Source organism: Natrarchaeobius halalkaliphilus (assembly GCF_003841485.1).
In the GTDB taxonomy this organism is placed as follows: Archaea; Halobacteriota; Halobacteria; order Halobacteriales; family Natrialbaceae; genus Natrarchaeobius; species Natrarchaeobius halalkaliphilus.
This window is the reverse complement of sequence record NZ_REFY01000002.1, coordinates 455457-469777: the sequence shown is the minus strand read 5'-3', so window position 1 is coordinate 469777 and position 14321 is coordinate 455457. Positions and strand designations below refer to the sequence as shown.

Here is a 14321-nt window from a genome sequence, read left to right as displayed (position 1 = left end):
TGGCCACGAAACGCGGCGGTGCGACGACGTGACCGGTTGCGATGCGCGAGGAGCCGATCGACGACGGTCAGCGACGGAGCCCACTCGCGGCCACTACAGATCGGTTCGCTCGAATCGCAGAATACTCACCCAGACCGAGACGCCGATCCAGGCGAGCAAGATAACGAGCGCAGCCGATGGCCGTTCGTAGACGGCGGGTTCGGTCGGGACCGAGCTGAACGCCACGTTCTCGAGTGGGGAAACGGCACCGCCGAGGTTCGTAAACGCGGTCATCGGATTCAGCGCCGAGACGAACTCGACCCACGTCGGGACCGTCTCTGGATATTCGAAACCGGAGACGACGTACAGCGCAAGCATCGGGAGCTGCGCCCAGAGGCCAAAGACGAAGACGACGTAGGTCCCGAAGGCACCGAAGGAGGCGCGCGTAGACGTCCGCGTCAGCGTGGAAATCGCGACGGCGATCGCCGTGAACGTCACCGCGAGAACCCCGAAAGCGAGTGCAACTCCGAGGAGGTCGACAGGGTCGACCGAGACGCCCATCATCAACGCGATTGGAACGGCGACGATCAGCGACGCGAGTGCGCCGGCCGCGATGACGATCGTCCGCCCGAGAACCGTTCCGAGGACGACCGTCCGTCGCGAAAAGGGCAGTCCAAGCAGGACCGTGAGCGCACCGGTCGCTCGTTTTTCGACGATCGCGGGGGCGACGAGTCCGAGCGCGACGAGCGGAATCAACAGCGCGAGCGGACCGACCAGCCGACCCACGAGTTCGATCTCGGCGGAAACCATCTGTGCCGTTCGTCCGGCCGAATACGCCAGTCCCCCACCTAACAGGACGAACAGAACACCCAGAACGTGCGCCTGACGTTCGCGTACGGCATCTCGAACGTCTTCGCGTGCGAACAGCGCGAGACGGCTGGCCGCACCCGCGTCAGTCACGCGGTTCCCTCCGTAACGGTCGCAAACAGCTCGTCGAGCGACGGCTCCGTCGTCGAGACGTCCGTTACCGTCGCATCCGAATCGTAACAGGTCGCGATGGCCGGCGCTTTGGCACGGTTTTCACACGCGACGTCGACCGTCGTCGCGTCTACGTCGACGCTCGAGACTCCCTCGATACCCTCCAGTCGTTCGATCACGCCGTCGGGGACCGTCGAGAGCTCGAGTCTCACGCGCGCCGACCCACCGACGGTGTCTCGCAGCCGGTCGATGCTGTCGACCGTCACGAGCCGACCGGCGTCGAGGATTGCGACCCGATCGCAGACGGCTTCGACCTGCTCGAGAATGTGACTCGAGAAGAAGACGGTGGCCCCGCGGTCGTTCTCCTCGCGGACGATCCGTCGCATCGTTCGGGCTCCGTTCGGATCGAGTCCGGTCGAGGGTTCGTCGAGAACGAGGAGATCCGGCTCACCGACGAGTGCCATCGCGAGCATGAGTCGCTGGGCCATTCCCTTCGAGTACTGATCGACGGGGTAGCCGTCCGGGCCGAGCATGTCGACCCGGGCCAACAGCTCGTCCGGATCGTCGTCGGCGTCTTTGGCGTCGATCGCGAACTCGAGGTGTTCCCGTCCGGTCCGTTCGCTGACCGGTCCGTATCCGTCCGGGAGGACGCCCGTCCGTTCTTTGACGCTGACGCTGTCGGAGTCGACGTCGTGGCCGAGGACCCTGACCGATCCGCTGGTCGGCGCGACGTAGTCCAGCATGATGTCGATCGCCGTCGATTTTCCGGCACCGTTCGGACCGAGAAATCCGAACACGTCACCGTCTTCGACGGTGAGATCGACGTTCTGGAGGGCGGTAACGGAGTCCGTGTGGAGGATGCCACGGCGTTCGTAGCGCTTGGTTACGCCGCGGAGTTCGATAGCGGCCATACGATAGCACCCACGGTCATCCGGTATAGACTTTGTGTTCGACTGTCAGGTTCGTGTGGAGCTCGCGAGCGGGCGAGTCGAGCCCGCTTACAGCTCGTTGAGTTTTCGCAGGAGCTGACCGCGGTACTCCTCGTCTGCCGTGATTCCTTTGACCTCGAGAACGTTTCGCTCGAGTTTGTCGAGTGCGACGCGGAAGGCGTTCTCCGCACCGTACCCTTCGCCGGTGCCTGCGACCTGACCTTTGTTCGTCCGTAGGCGGATTTGACACTGCACGAGCGGCGTACCGCGCAGTTTCTCCTTGTGCTCTGTGAACCGGACGTGGGCGTGCATCACCTGCATGTCGGCGTACTTGTCCGAGACGTCCTCGATGCTCTGGACGATCGACTCTCGAGAGATCGTATCGAGCAACGAAACGTTCGTGATCTGGACGTCCATGTACTCCTCTTCGGTGAACGTCAACGCTCGGAGGACGTCGGTCTTCGTGATGACGCCGGAGACGACGCGGTCGTCGTCTTCGGGCGTGACCATCAACCCGGCGTAATCGAGTTCGAGCATCGTCTCGACGGCCTCTTTCGCGGTGGTGTCGAGCGTCGTCGTCTGAACCGGGCTGGTCATGATGTCGTAGATGGGAACGTCGAGCAACCGATCGCTGTCACCGACGCGGTCGCCGGTCGTCGTCGTGTGGTTCTCGCGGATAACGAAGTCCGCGATGTCGTGTGTGGTTACGACGCCGGTGAGAAAGCCGCTGTCGTTCAACACCGGCAATCGGGAGATTCCGTGCTCACGAAGGTAGTTGATCGCCTTGCCGATTCCGTCGTCCTCGGTGAGGGTGACCGGCGCATCGGTGTAGATATCCTCCACGGTGAGGGTATCGAGGTTTTCGAGGACCGCCTCGAGGATGGCGTCGTCACTGATAACGCCCCAGAGTTCGTCGTGTTCGAAAACTGGTGCGACTTTGGCGTTGCTCTCGACGAGCACGCGAGCGGTCTCTCGGACGTCCTCGTGTCGGTCGATTTTCGGTGCGGGTGCGCTCCGGCTCGGTTTGGTGAGTGCTGCGACCTTCGCGTCGTCCTCGACGTGAGATTGGAGGACCTCTCGTTCGCTGATGACGCCCTCGTACTCCCCGTCGTTAGTGACGATAATTCCTTTGGGGTTGCCGTTCTCGAAGGTCGAACGAACCTTCCCCATTCGCGTCCCAACGTCGACTTCGATGTAGTCCTGTGTGGCGATATCAGCGATATTCATCGTTCCGATCCGATATACTGCCGCAGGGGTTTTGAAGATACTGCCTGTTCCCACCGTTGCGTGCCAACGATTTTGTCTGTTAACCAATAGTAGTGATGTATGCGACCAGATATCAGCGTCTTCGGTCGGTACACCTACCTCGTGACTGAACTGTTCTGGGGCACCGTCGCCCTGGTCTTGCTCCAGCGGGCGGGTGCGCTTCGAAAGGCCGCGGTGACGATCCTCGCGCTCTATCCGATCGCGTACGTCTGGGACCGGTACACGCTCGCCGTCGGCGTTTTCGATATTAACCTCCGAACCGGTGTCGACGTCGCCGGCATCCCGATCGAGGAACACCTCTTCATGGCCGTCGTTCCCGGACTCGTTCTGGGAATCCACGAGACGATCTTCGGCGGGGAGTGACCGTCGGGGCAGCGGACCGTATCAGTGACTGCAACGCACCCGGACAGTCTTGTCTCGGGTCGGTGAGTCGACGGACGATGACACGGCGGCCGCGGTCGAAGTCGGAGAGTACGTCCGGTGACCGGTCCGAGCGTGGTATTCTGCGAGCGCTGGGGCGTCTGGTCGTCCTCGTACTTCTCGTGAGCGCGGTTGTACTCGGGGCGGCCACGTTCGCAACTACACTCATAGAGCGCGCCGAAGACGCCGACGGAATCGACCTTCAGGATCGTCCGGATCCGAGTTCGAACCCGCCGCCTGCCGGCGAACGCGACCCGGACGTCACCGACCCGGACGATCCCGGCGTCTCGAGCTACGAAACCGACGTCGAGACGGTTCGCTCCGATGCGGTCGAGGACTTCGTCCACGCGGCGGTTAACGACCGGCGCGCGGATCACGGTCTCGAGTCGCTCGAGTGGGACGGAACCGTCGCCTCCGTCTCGCGGGCCCACAGTTACGATATGGCTCACCGCGATTACTTTTCGCACGGAAACCCGGACGGTGAGGGACCATACGACCGCTTCAGCGAAGTCGACGACTACTGTCGCGGCTACGGCGAGAACATCGCCCTGACGTGGATCGACAGACCGATCGAACGCCCCGGAAACGGAGACACCGTGGAGTACTACACCGCAGAAGACCTCGCAACCGGTCTCGTCGATCAGTGGATGAACTCGACGAGCCACCGCGAAGCGATCCTCGAGGAGCACGGCGGTCCCGGCTGGGACCGTGGCGGCGTCGGCGTCTACATCGCGGACGACGGTGCAGTCTACGCCTCACACAACTTCTGTCACGAGTGGTAGGCCACGGGGAGAACGACCGCGAAGAGTGGCCACGGGGCTGTCCGATACCCAGAATCTGAAAGCGGATAACAGATTCTTGGTGTCCCCCTCCGTGGATTGTGTATGGTGGCGAAAGAGACGCTGACCTCGATCTATCGAACGGCTACGGATCGCGATATCACTTTTCTCGCGGCCGGATTCGCCTACTACGCGTTCGTCTCGCTGATTCCCATGGTCTTGCTCGCCCTCGTCGTCGGTTCCCTCCTCGGCGGCGAGGACGTCGCTCAGCGACTCGTTCTCGTCGCTGGCGATTTCCTCCCCGAGGCGGGTGAAGCGCTCGTGACCGACGCTTTGACGACCGAAGCCGGTCGTGCGGAGGCGACCGTCGTCGCCCTTGTCGTGGCCGCCTGGGGTGCTCTCAAGGTGTTTCGCGGCCTCAGCCTCGCGTTCGATAAGGTGTACGACGAGGTCTCAGAGGACTCGCTTACAGAGGAGGTTCGCGACGGCCTCACCGTCATCGTCGCGGGCGCGTTCGCGCTTGCACTGATGGTCGTCGTCGGTGCCGTCCTCGGACTCGTCGCCGGGAGCATTCCCTTCGGCGGCGTGGTGGGCTGGGTCGCTCTGTTGGTCGGACTCGTACTCGTGTTCGTTCCCATCTACTACGTGCTCCCACCCGTTCCCGTCGATCTCACCGAGGTCCTCCCCGGCGCGGTGTTCGCCGCCGTCGGCTGGACGATCTTGCAGGCCGGTTTTCAGCTCTACGCGGCGAACGCCGGACGGTATCAGGCCTACGGCGCGGTCGGTGCGGTCCTGTTGTTGGTCACCTGGCTCTACTTCGCCGGCATCGTCATCCTCGTCGGGGCCGTCCTCAACGTCGTTCGCTCGAGGCCGCTGATCGCCGAGTGATACGGATTACTGTAACGATTTACCGGCGCACCCGCAACCCGGGCGGCGGGTGCGCCGGCAATGATTTACAGTAAACCGTATGAGGCCGCTGATCGATCCGGGAAAAGGGTTATAGTACCGGAACCGACAGACACCCACGATGAGTGACGATCGATCACCGGACCACGACGGGACCGAGGGGGACGAATCGACCGACGATGGTCAGTCCGGTGGCGGAGCGCCCGGCGGCGGTCCTCGCCGGGTCGTTTCCGAGCGGAGCGTCGACGACATTCTCTCGTCCCTCGATGAGACGACGGGGGATACTGCAGACGACGGCGACCGGACCGACGAACTCGAGACGTCGACCGACGAGGCCGAGCTGCCCAGCGACGAACCCAGGGCGGCGACCAGTGAGCCCAGGGCCGCTTCCGACGAATCCAGGCCGACGACCGAGACAGCGCCTCCGTCAACTGTCGATGGCTCCGAACCGACCGTTGACGACACCGTCGATGCGCTCAAGGCGCGAATCGATAGCGGCGACGTCACTGGTTCGGATGTCCGAGCCGCCGAAACCGGGGGCGGGCGGGAGTCGACGCCCGAAATCGACGAGATCGAGCTCTCGATGGACGACCTCGACACCGGTGAATCGACGGCCGGACCGCCGAGTGAGGTGATCGGAGAACGCGCGAGTGGAGCAGAGACGATCCGAGACGACCGGAATCGAGATCGGACGGATGCTGTCGGCGGAGAGGCGAAAACCGACGCGTCGACCGCCGTCTCCGGGGACGACGCGGACTCCGACGACGACTCGAGCGGCGACGAACGGACCGGACTGTTCGGACGGATCGCACGACTCTTTTCCAGATAGGCTCGAGTCGGGCAGGCTCGCGTCCCGACGGGCCCCTTCGGACACTCAACTGACGAGCGTGATGAGGACGAACAGCGTCACGATCGAAGCGAGCGTCGTTGCGAAGACGTTTAACGAGGCGAACTTCCTGTCGCCGCCGAGTTCGGCCGCGAAGACGTACGTCGAGACGGCCGTTGGCGTTCCGAGCATAACGACCGCCGCGGTGAACGTCGCCGGATCGACGCCGAGCGCGGAGAAGACGAGCCAGGCGAGGATCGGCATACAACAGATCTTCAGAGCGATCACCGACACGACCGCTCCGAAATCGATCGTCGAAGCTTCGACCTGAAGCGACGCGCCGACGCAAAGCAACGCGATCGGTAAGGCGAGCGCGGCGACCGCGTCGAAGCCGGACGCGACGGTCGACGGGATCGAGACGCCGGCTGAGCCGACGGCGAGCCCGACGATCAGTGCGAGCAACACCGGGTTTTTCACGATGCCTCGGATTTCGCCCACGAGCGCGGCATCAGCGCCGTTGAGCGTCGAAAGTACGACGATCGTCATCGGAAGCTGGGTCAGCGTCACGACCCCGAGGACGACGCTCGCGATCGCCGTCACCCTGGCGTCGAACGTCGCCGCGACGAGTGGGAGCCCGAGATAGCCGAGATTCGAGTGATACGACTGGACGATTGCGACGCTCGAGCGGTCGTTCGAACCCCTGTTTCGGTGGACCACCCACGCGAGTGCGGCGGTCGTACCCAACACGAATAGGAGCCCACCGACGAGTGCGACAGAGAGGAGATCAGCGACGTTCTGATCGTACGTCGAGACGAAGACGAGCGCCGGCAGCGCGACGTAGTAGGCGATGGTGTTCAGACCAGCGACCCGCCTCCTGTCCAGAACGCCGGTCGTTCGCAGTCCGGCTCCGACGAGCAACAACACGAGCAGCGCCAGCAGCCGGGCAACGACCTCCATACCACGTTCCAACCGACTCGGAGGTTTTTACCGTTCGGTTTCGCGAACCGGTGGCGCGTCCGCTCACGCTCCGTCGATCCTCTCGACGACAGGTATGGACGAACAACCAGTTCTTTAGGGGATACTAATACTTTCGTGAATATGTATTGGATTCTATTGATCCAACACAATCGTTATCAGTGATATAACCTCCCATGTAACATGGTCTACACCGATCCGTACACGCCCGACCGCTCACACTACGAGTGCTGTGACTGTGGCTACCGCGAAACCACCGACACGCTGGGCGCTTGTCCCGAGTGTGGCGGTCGAACGCAAAACATCGCAATCGGACGCGAGTAGGCGGTTGGCTCGTTACTCGAAGTCCGGGAGATCGTCCGGCGGTTCGTACTCGGCCTCCCAGTCGATGTACTCCTCTTTGAGGACGACGGAGACGATCTGGCCGAACTCCGTCAGTTCGGCGTTGATCGCAGAGACCGTCCCCCACGTCTCGAGATCGGGATGGTACTCCCGCGTCTGCCAGTCCTCCGGAATCCCGGGTGCGTGATAGCCGACTCTGTCCGCAAAGTCGTCCCAGAAAAAGTCGAACTCCGCGAAGAGATCCAGATCGCGGGCGATGGCGTACTCGTTTTCGTCGAGGTCCGTATCCTCTAGCCACTCCGCGAGCGCGTCGTCCCACGCGCCGGTTTCGAGGAACTCCTGGAGTTCCTCGCGACGGTAGTCGATCTCGTCGGCTCCGTCGGCGCTGATCGTGGCGTCATCGTACTCGTTCGGGTCGACGAATTCGAGTTCCGGCGGCGCTGGCGGTTCGACCTCGAGTCCCATACCGGAGCGTACGGAGGGCCGGCGGATAAGAATTCCCACATGCGACCGTGGCGAGGGACCACACCGGTATCACAACTGGCTCGCTCGATCCGTCATCGAACGTACGAAATAACGGCGCTGCAGACGTCCGTTCCGAACTCGAGCGATCCGGCCGACGGACGGTGTCCAAATTGACGATCAAAAGTCTCGAATCCAAACACTCAATCGCTCACCGGGCCTACGATGCGTCGATGACCGACTACGAGGGCGTGATCCTCGACGTCGACGGAACGATCGTTCTGGGCTCGGAGTTGATTCCCGGTGCGATCGAGGGGATCAGTGCGCTCGAGGACGCGAGCTGTTCGCGCCTGCTCTTTTCGAACAACCCCACGCGCGGGAGCGACCACTACGGTGACAAACTCGATCCACACGGGATCGATGTCGGCCCCGACACGGTGTTGACCTCGGCAACCGTCTCCGCGTCGTACCTCTCCGAGACGTACGACGACGAACGGGTGTTTCTGGTCGGCGGGGACCGGCTCGCGTCGATTCTCGACGAAGCCGGCGTCAGCCTGACTGACGAACCCGCGGAGGCTGAAGTGGTCCTGGGTTCGTTCGATCGGGCGTTCTCCTACGAGGGGCTTTCGGCTGCGCTCGATGCGCTCGAGAACGGCGTTCCGTTCTACGGGACCGATCCCGACGCGACGATCCCGGTCGACGGCGGAACGATACCCGGCTCCGGAGCGATTCTCGCCGCGATGGAAGCCGTCGCCGGACGTGAGCCGGATGCGATTCTCGGGAAACCATCGTCGATCGCCGCATCGGCTGCCAAGCGTCGACTCGAGATCGACGCCGAGGACACGCTCGTCGTCGGTGACCGCCTCGATACGGATATCGCGCTCGGGGAGCAGGCCGGAATGACGACCGCCCTCGTCCTCACCGGCGTGACGGATCGGTCGGCTGTCGCGTCGTCTCCCGTGAAGCCGGATTACGTCCTCGACTCGCTGGCCGACGTCGAGCGGATACTCGAGTGAGTTACCGAGACAACTCGCGCTGGAACACGCCGATCGTTACGGAGTGTCAAAGAGAAAGCTTCGCGCTTTAGCGCGCGGAGAATGTCAATCGTACAGCGGGTTCTGTCCACACAGCGACTCGACGTCCTCGCGCACGTCCGCGGTGACGTCCTCGTCGTCCGGGCTGTCGACGACTCGTGCGATCAGGTTGCCGACCGTCCGGCAGTCGTCCTCGTCGAATCCGCGAGTGGTGAGGGCGGGCGTTCCGGCTCGGATACCGCTTGGATCGAACGCAGAGCGCGTCTCACCCGGTACCGTGTTTCCGTTGAGGACGATCCCGGCGTCCTCGAGCGCCTCCTCTGCGTCGCCGCCGCTCGTGTCGGGATGGCTTTCGCGGAGGTCGACGAGAACCAGGTGGTTGTCGGTTCCGCCGGAGACGAGCGAGAAGCCGTTGTCGACCAGGGCTTCTCCGAGCGCTTTCGCGTTCGCGACCGTCTGCTCGGCGTACTCCTCGAAGGCGGGTTGGAGGGCTTCCTCGAAGCCGACGGCTTTCCCGGCGACGTTGTGCATGAGCGGACCGCCCTGTCCGCCGGGGAAGACGGCCGCGTCGATGTCGTCCGCGTACTCCTCGCTCGTCATGACGATCCCGCCCCGTCCGGCACGGATCGTCTTGTGCGTCGAACCCGTGACGAAGTCCGCGATTCCGACGGGCGAGCTGTGAACGCCGGCGGCGACGAGACCGGTGATGTGTGCGATGTCCGCGAGGTGGAGCGCGTCGGCCGCATCGGCGGCCTCCTGAATGCGCTCCCAGTCGATCTCGCGGGGATACGCGGAGTAGCCCGAGACGATGATGTCCGGCTCGAAGTCGTCCGCCTGCTCTGCGAGATCGTCGTAGTCGAGATAGCCCGTCTCGGCGTCGACCTCGTACTGTTCGACGTCGTAAAGCTGGCCCACGAAGTTCGCCGGGTGACCGTGACTGAGGTGGCCGCCGTGGGTCAGATCGAGCGAGAGGATCTTGTCGCCGGGCTCGAGCATCGCGAAGTAGACGGCCTGGTTGGCCTGCGTGCCCGAGTGGGGCTGGACGTTGACGTGTTCCGCACCGAAGAGTTCTGTCGCACGATCGATCGCGAGCTGTTCGACTTCGTCGGCGTACTCACAGCCGCCGTAGTAGCGCGAGCCGGGATAGCCCTCGGCGTACTTGTTCGTGAGTGCGCTGCTCTGTGCGTCCATGACCGCGCGACTGGCGTGGTTCTCGCTCGCGATCATCTGCAGTGACGATCGCTGACGGTCGACTTCTCCTTCGAGTGCATCGGCAACGGCGGGATCGACGTCCCGAACGTGCTCGTGTTCCATAATCGATGTGGGGTTCGACGGCTGTATAAGTGTACCCTTCCTCGGCAAGTGAAGCCACTACTGTTGAGCGAATCTATCCACGTAGGTGGGTATTTCACGACACAGACAGACAGATATGAGCACGAACCCGAGGGTTGATTAGCCTCGCGGTCGCTTGCTCGAGTAATGACCGAGATCATCGACGGCAACGCCGTCGCGAGCGAGATCCGTGACGGACTGACGGGTTCCATCGAAGCGCTTGCTGACGCCGGCGCACGGCCCGGGCTGGCGACCGTGTTGATGGGTGACGATCCCGCCAGTGAGACGTACGTGAACATGAAACAGCGCGACTGCGAGGAGGTCGGTATCGAGAGCGTTCACGTCGACGTCGACGGCGACGCCTCGCCGGAAACGTTGTACGATTCGATCGCGGATCTCAACGATAATCCGGACGTGCACGGCTATATCGTTCAGGCTCCGGTTCCCGATCACGTCGACTACCGGGACGTCATCCGCCGGGTCGATCCCGAGAAGGACGTCGACGGCTTTCACCCCGAGAACGTCGGGCGACTCGTCGCTGGCGATGCGCGATTTCGCCCCTGTACACCTCACGGCATCCAGAAGTTACTCGAGGCAACCGAAGTCGACACCGAGGGTGCGGACGTCACGATCGTCGGGCGATCGGCTATCGTCGGTAAACCGCTCGCGAACCTCCTCGTCCAGAAGGCGGACGACGGAAACGCCACGGTGACGATCTGTCACTCCCGCACCGAAGACCTCGCTGCGAAGACCCGTCAGGCCGACGTCGTGGTCGCGGCGGTCGGCGTTCCGGAGCTGATCGACGGCTCGATGATCGACGACGGTGCGGTCGTGATCGACGTCGGCGTCAATCGCGTGGACGCGGACACCGAGAAGGGCTACGAACTCGTCGGCGACGTCGAGTTCGAGACCGCAGCGGAGAACGCGGACGCGATCACGCCGGTCCCCGGCGGCGTCGGTCCGATGACGCGCGCGATGTTGCTCTACAACACGGTCAAAGCCGCGAGCCTCCAGGAAGGCGTTCCGGTCGACCTGCCGTAGCGCCGCTCGGCTCGTCGTCAGATCGTTCACCTGCCGTTTCGCTGCTCGATTTGTCCGTCTTCGATCGATTATCCACGTTCGTCTGCACCCTCGAGCGCAGCGAGTCGATCCTGTGCCCGACCGAGCGCGAGTTCGTCTCCCCGGAGCCCGTCAGCGAGGTCGCGCGTGGCCTCGATCAGCCGCTCGGCCGTCCGCGGACTCACGTCCCCCTCGAGCATCCGAATCCGCGTGACGTGCTCGCCCAGCGTCTCGAGGGTGCTCCGTTCGCCCGCCGCGAGGTCGCGATCGTGGACGTCGATCCAGGTCCGAACGTCCCGTCGGTACTCCCGGACTGCGTTCGCGTACGCGATTCCACGCCCCGCTCGCAACGTCGTCGGAACGTCGTCAGGTGGCGGTCGCTCACCCTCGTCGCCGTCACGCAACAGCGCGAGGAAGTACAGCTCCTCGCGTTCCTCGAGATCGAACTCTCGAGCGACGATGTCGGCCACGTGGTGGAGTTCGCTCGCCGTCAGGTACGTCTCGTCGAGGTCGCACAGTTCGCCGGCGTTGATGAATCCCCGTCGTCGGACGTACTCGCGACAGCGGTCTCGAGCCCGGTCTGCGAGGTCGTCGATCGACGCGTCGTCGATGTCGGACCGGACGGTCGTGAGATCGAACGCGACCTGCTGGTCGGTGTGTTCGGTGCGGTCGTCCGTCCCGACGCTGTGGAGGCTACCGCAGGCGGGACAGCCGATGCTGCCCGTTTCGTAGTACGACCAGCGGGTCCCGCACTCTTGACACTCGCGCTCCCCGCGTATCTTCATAGGCGGGTCTACGTCGGGCCGTTCAAAAGCCCCATCGATCACGAGCAATCGTCGGCGCGCATTCGAAGCGGGCCAGTCTTCTCGAGGTGCGTTTCGATCTTCGAAGCGTTTAATCCCCTCTCCTGTGAACGCTCGAGCATGAAGCAACTCATCATCTACGGCGATCCCGGAATCCGTGCAGGGGCCATCGTCGAATACGACGACGAGGAAGTGGTCTGTTTCGGAATCAACCGAAACGGGGAGTGGAACGGTCCCGAGGAGGTCCAGCTCTGGTGTACCGTTGGCGACGACTCGGAGTACGAAGACTACGAGAAACGCAACTACATCCCCCACTTTCTCGAGGTCGATCACGTCGACGCCGAAGACGTCGACGTCGTTCGACCGAAAGCGGATCTCTCTATCTAACTGAAGCCGTTGATGGCAATACGCGCCGGCGTCACCGAAGCGCTGCGCGGTCGATCCAGCCCTGAATTCGCTTCTCCGAAATGTCCGTGCCGCCGGCGAGTTCCGCCGCGTCGGCATCAGCGAGCTCGGTGACGGTTTCGACGCCCGCGTCCGCGAGGCGGTCGGCGTAGGCCGGTCCGATCCCCTTGATCGAGGTGATGGGCTCTCCGTGTTCGTCGTCCGCGTCTCGAGGAGAGTCGGATCCGTCGTCCTCCGTCGCCGACTCCGAATCGCTCTCGAGTTCGTTCGACTCCGAATCAGACTCCGTCTCGTCGGTCTCGGAGTCTGACCCCGTCTCGTCGACCACCGAGTCCGACTTCGCCTCGTCACGTTCCGGTCCGTCGTGTTCGTCGCTCGATTCGGGACTCTCGGCGTCTGTCGGTTCGGGGCTCTCGGCTTCCTCGATGTGACTGACTCCGTCCGCCGGGTCCGGTTCCGATGCCGGCGTCGCGTCCGATTCGGTCGGTCCGGCGGCCTCAGCGGGTTCGGCGGCCCGGTCAGGATCGTCCGACGGTTCCGTCAGCGATGCCGTCGAGCCGGCAGCGTCGGAGCCGGCCGCGGCTGGATCCGAATCGTCTTCGTCGTGTCCGACTTCCCCGCGCGAACTCTCCCGTTCGACGGTTACACCGACCTCTCGAGACTCCCGCCGCTGTGGACTCGAATCACCGAGCCCCAACAGTGACTTCAGCGTTTGGAGGATTCCCATTGTGGAGAGATACTCGTCTCTTGCACTTAAATTCGTCCAATACCGTACACGTATTTCCGCCAAAAAACACACACAAATTGTCACGATCCGTTCTCGGGACGAACGGCGGATTTCGAGGAACCTAGAGCCGGGCCCGGAGCGCTTCGTTCATCGCCCCGACCGGTGCCCGTTCGTCGGTCCAGAGTTCGAACGCCTCGACGCCCTGATAGAGTAACATCCACGCCCCGTCGACGGTGGTCGCTCCGACGGCGGCCGCCTCTGACAGCAGTCGCGTCTCGAGCGGCCGGTAAACCGCATCCATGACCACGAGATCGCCGTGAAGCACGTCGGCCTGGACCGGCGTCGCGTCTTCTTCCATCCCGACGCTCGTCGCGTTGACCAGTACGTCGGCGTCACCGACCAGCGTCTCGAGTGCGTCCGTCTCGAGACCGTGTCCCGTCGCGCCGGGAACGTCCGCGGCGAGATCGTGAGCGGTCGATTCGGTCCGGTTTGCGATGTCGACGGTCGCACCCGCGTCCGCGAGGCCGAAGGCGATCGCTCGACCGGCACCGCCAGCGCCGACGACGACCGCGCGTGCGCCATCGACCGTCACGTCGTGATCACAGAGCGCACGCATCGCGCCGGCTGCATCCGTGTTGTGCCCCGTCGGCGGCTCCGTTTTCGACCCGCTCGACCGCGAGAAGTCGATCGTGTTGACCGCACCGATTCGCGCCGCGAGGTCGTCCGGTTCGACGATTTCGAGGACGTCCTGTTTGAACGGGATGGTTACGTTCAGTCCCGCGATTCCGAGAGCGTCCGCCCCGGTGGTCGCCGCCTCGAGTTCGTCCGTCTCGGGTTCGAACGTGACGTACCGCGCGTCGAGTCCGAGCTCGTCGTAGGCCGTCTCGTGCATCGGCGGCGACAGCGAGTGTCCGACCGGGTTTCCGAGCAGACCGAAGACATCCATAGCCATCTCTGTTCACTCTCGATGCGGCACACCCATAACCGATGTGACTTTCGAACGCCCCGGTCGTCGACGGAAACGCGCCGTCAGCCGACGGTATTACACCACGTCAGACCGAGGCCGACCGATATCGATTCGTGTGGCGGCTTCGAACGC

General features: G+C 63.5%; 17 protein-coding genes. 8 read left to right on the top strand and 9 right to left on the bottom strand.

Features of this window, described 5'->3' with window-relative positions:
- Positions 1–93: 93 nt before the first annotated feature.
- The 3 genes from EA462_RS05910 to EA462_RS05900 all read right to left on the bottom strand — a co-directional run bounded on the left by EA462_RS05910 (position 94) and on the right by EA462_RS05900 (position 3113).
- A complete protein-coding gene (locus EA462_RS05910) occupies positions 94–939 on the bottom strand; it encodes an ABC transporter permease (protein ID WP_124177638.1) in 846 nt (281 codons plus the stop codon).
- Positions 936–1868, bottom strand: coding sequence for an ABC transporter ATP-binding protein (locus EA462_RS05905; protein WP_124177637.1), 933 nt, complete (start codon positions 1866–1868; stop codon positions 936–938). Before EA462_RS05905 ends, EA462_RS05910 begins: the two co-directional genes overlap by 4 nt.
- Before the next feature lie 87 nt (positions 1869–1955).
- Positions 1956–3113, bottom strand: coding sequence for a CBS domain-containing protein (locus EA462_RS05900; RefSeq protein ID WP_124177636.1), 1158 nt, complete (start codon positions 3111–3113; stop codon positions 1956–1958).
- Between the two features lie 99 nt (positions 3114–3212).
- Between EA462_RS05900 and EA462_RS05895 the strand changes: the two genes are divergently transcribed.
- The 4 genes from EA462_RS05895 to EA462_RS05880 all read left to right on the top strand — a co-directional run bounded on the left by EA462_RS05895 (position 3213) and on the right by EA462_RS05880 (position 6086).
- Positions 3213–3515 (top strand): lycopene cyclase domain-containing protein, encoded by a 303-nt coding sequence (locus EA462_RS05895; RefSeq protein ID WP_124177635.1) that lies wholly within the window; start codon positions 3213–3215, stop codon positions 3513–3515.
- A gap of 77 nt (positions 3516–3592) precedes the next feature.
- Positions 3593–4354, top strand: a complete 762-nt coding sequence (locus tag EA462_RS05890) for a CAP domain-containing protein (RefSeq protein ID WP_124177634.1) — start codon at positions 3593–3595, stop codon at positions 4352–4354.
- Positions 4355–4456: 102 nt separating this feature from the next.
- Complete coding sequence (locus EA462_RS05885) at positions 4457–5239, top strand: YihY/virulence factor BrkB family protein (RefSeq protein WP_124177633.1); 783 nt, start codon at positions 4457–4459, stop codon at positions 5237–5239.
- A gap of 139 nt (positions 5240–5378) precedes the next feature.
- On the top strand, positions 5379–6086 hold the full coding sequence (locus EA462_RS05880) for a hypothetical protein (protein ID WP_124177632.1): 708 nt from the start codon (positions 5379–5381) through the stop codon (positions 6084–6086).
- A gap of 45 nt (positions 6087–6131) precedes the next feature.
- Here EA462_RS05880 and EA462_RS05875 read toward each other — a convergent pair whose 3' ends face one another.
- Positions 6132–7040 (bottom strand): AEC family transporter, encoded by a 909-nt coding sequence (locus EA462_RS05875; RefSeq protein WP_124177631.1) that lies wholly within the window; start codon positions 7038–7040, stop codon positions 6132–6134.
- Between the two features lie 201 nt (positions 7041–7241).
- On the opposite strand from EA462_RS05875, the gene EA462_RS05870 reads away from it, so the two are divergent.
- Entirely contained in the window at positions 7242–7382 is a 141-nt protein-coding gene (locus tag EA462_RS05870; RefSeq protein WP_124177630.1) for a rubrerythrin-like domain-containing protein, read from the top strand.
- Between the two features lie 12 nt (positions 7383–7394).
- Here the strand turns inward: EA462_RS05870 and EA462_RS05865 are convergent, their stop codons facing one another.
- A complete protein-coding gene (locus EA462_RS05865) occupies positions 7395–7865 on the bottom strand; it encodes a hypothetical protein (protein WP_124177629.1) in 471 nt (156 codons plus the stop codon).
- 230 nt (positions 7866–8095) lie between these two features.
- On the opposite strand from EA462_RS05865, the gene EA462_RS05860 reads away from it, so the two are divergent.
- The gene (locus EA462_RS05860; RefSeq protein WP_124177628.1) at positions 8096–8878 is read left to right on the top strand and encodes an HAD-IIA family hydrolase; all 783 of its coding nucleotides are present in this window, start codon (positions 8096–8098) and stop codon (positions 8876–8878) included.
- 84 nt (positions 8879–8962) lie between these two features.
- Here EA462_RS05860 and glyA read toward each other — a convergent pair whose 3' ends face one another.
- Positions 8963–10210, bottom strand: coding sequence for a serine hydroxymethyltransferase (gene glyA, locus EA462_RS05855; RefSeq protein ID WP_124177627.1), 1248 nt, complete (start codon positions 10208–10210; stop codon positions 8963–8965).
- Positions 10211–10375: 165 nt separating this feature from the next.
- Here glyA and EA462_RS05850 point away from each other — a divergent pair, with 165 nt between their 5' ends.
- On the top strand, positions 10376–11269 hold the full coding sequence (locus EA462_RS05850) for a bifunctional methylenetetrahydrofolate dehydrogenase/methenyltetrahydrofolate cyclohydrolase (protein ID WP_124177626.1): 894 nt from the start codon (positions 10376–10378) through the stop codon (positions 11267–11269).
- A gap of 68 nt (positions 11270–11337) precedes the next feature.
- Here EA462_RS05850 and EA462_RS05845 read toward each other — a convergent pair whose 3' ends face one another.
- Positions 11338–12072 carry a DUF7117 family protein gene (locus EA462_RS05845; RefSeq protein ID WP_124177625.1) on the bottom strand — a complete coding sequence of 245 codons (735 nt, stop codon included), beginning with the start codon at positions 12070–12072 and terminating at the stop codon, positions 11338–11340.
- Positions 12073–12210: 138 nt separating this feature from the next.
- Between EA462_RS05845 and EA462_RS05840 the strand changes: the two genes are divergently transcribed.
- Positions 12211–12477 carry an HAH_0734 family protein gene (locus EA462_RS05840; protein WP_124177624.1) on the top strand — a complete coding sequence of 89 codons (267 nt, stop codon included), beginning with the start codon at positions 12211–12213 and terminating at the stop codon, positions 12475–12477.
- A 31-nt stretch (positions 12478–12508) separates the two neighbouring features.
- Here the strand turns inward: EA462_RS05840 and EA462_RS05835 are convergent, their stop codons facing one another.
- Both EA462_RS05835 and EA462_RS05830 read right to left on the bottom strand, forming a co-directional pair.
- Complete coding sequence (locus EA462_RS05835; protein ID WP_124177623.1) at positions 12509–13222, bottom strand: helix-hairpin-helix domain-containing protein; 714 nt, start codon at positions 13220–13222, stop codon at positions 12509–12511.
- Between the two features lie 121 nt (positions 13223–13343).
- Positions 13344–14168: a shikimate dehydrogenase gene (locus EA462_RS05830; RefSeq protein ID WP_124177827.1), complete on the bottom strand. Its 825-nt coding sequence runs from the start codon at positions 14166–14168 to the stop codon at positions 13344–13346.
- Positions 14169–14321 lie beyond the last annotated feature (153 nt).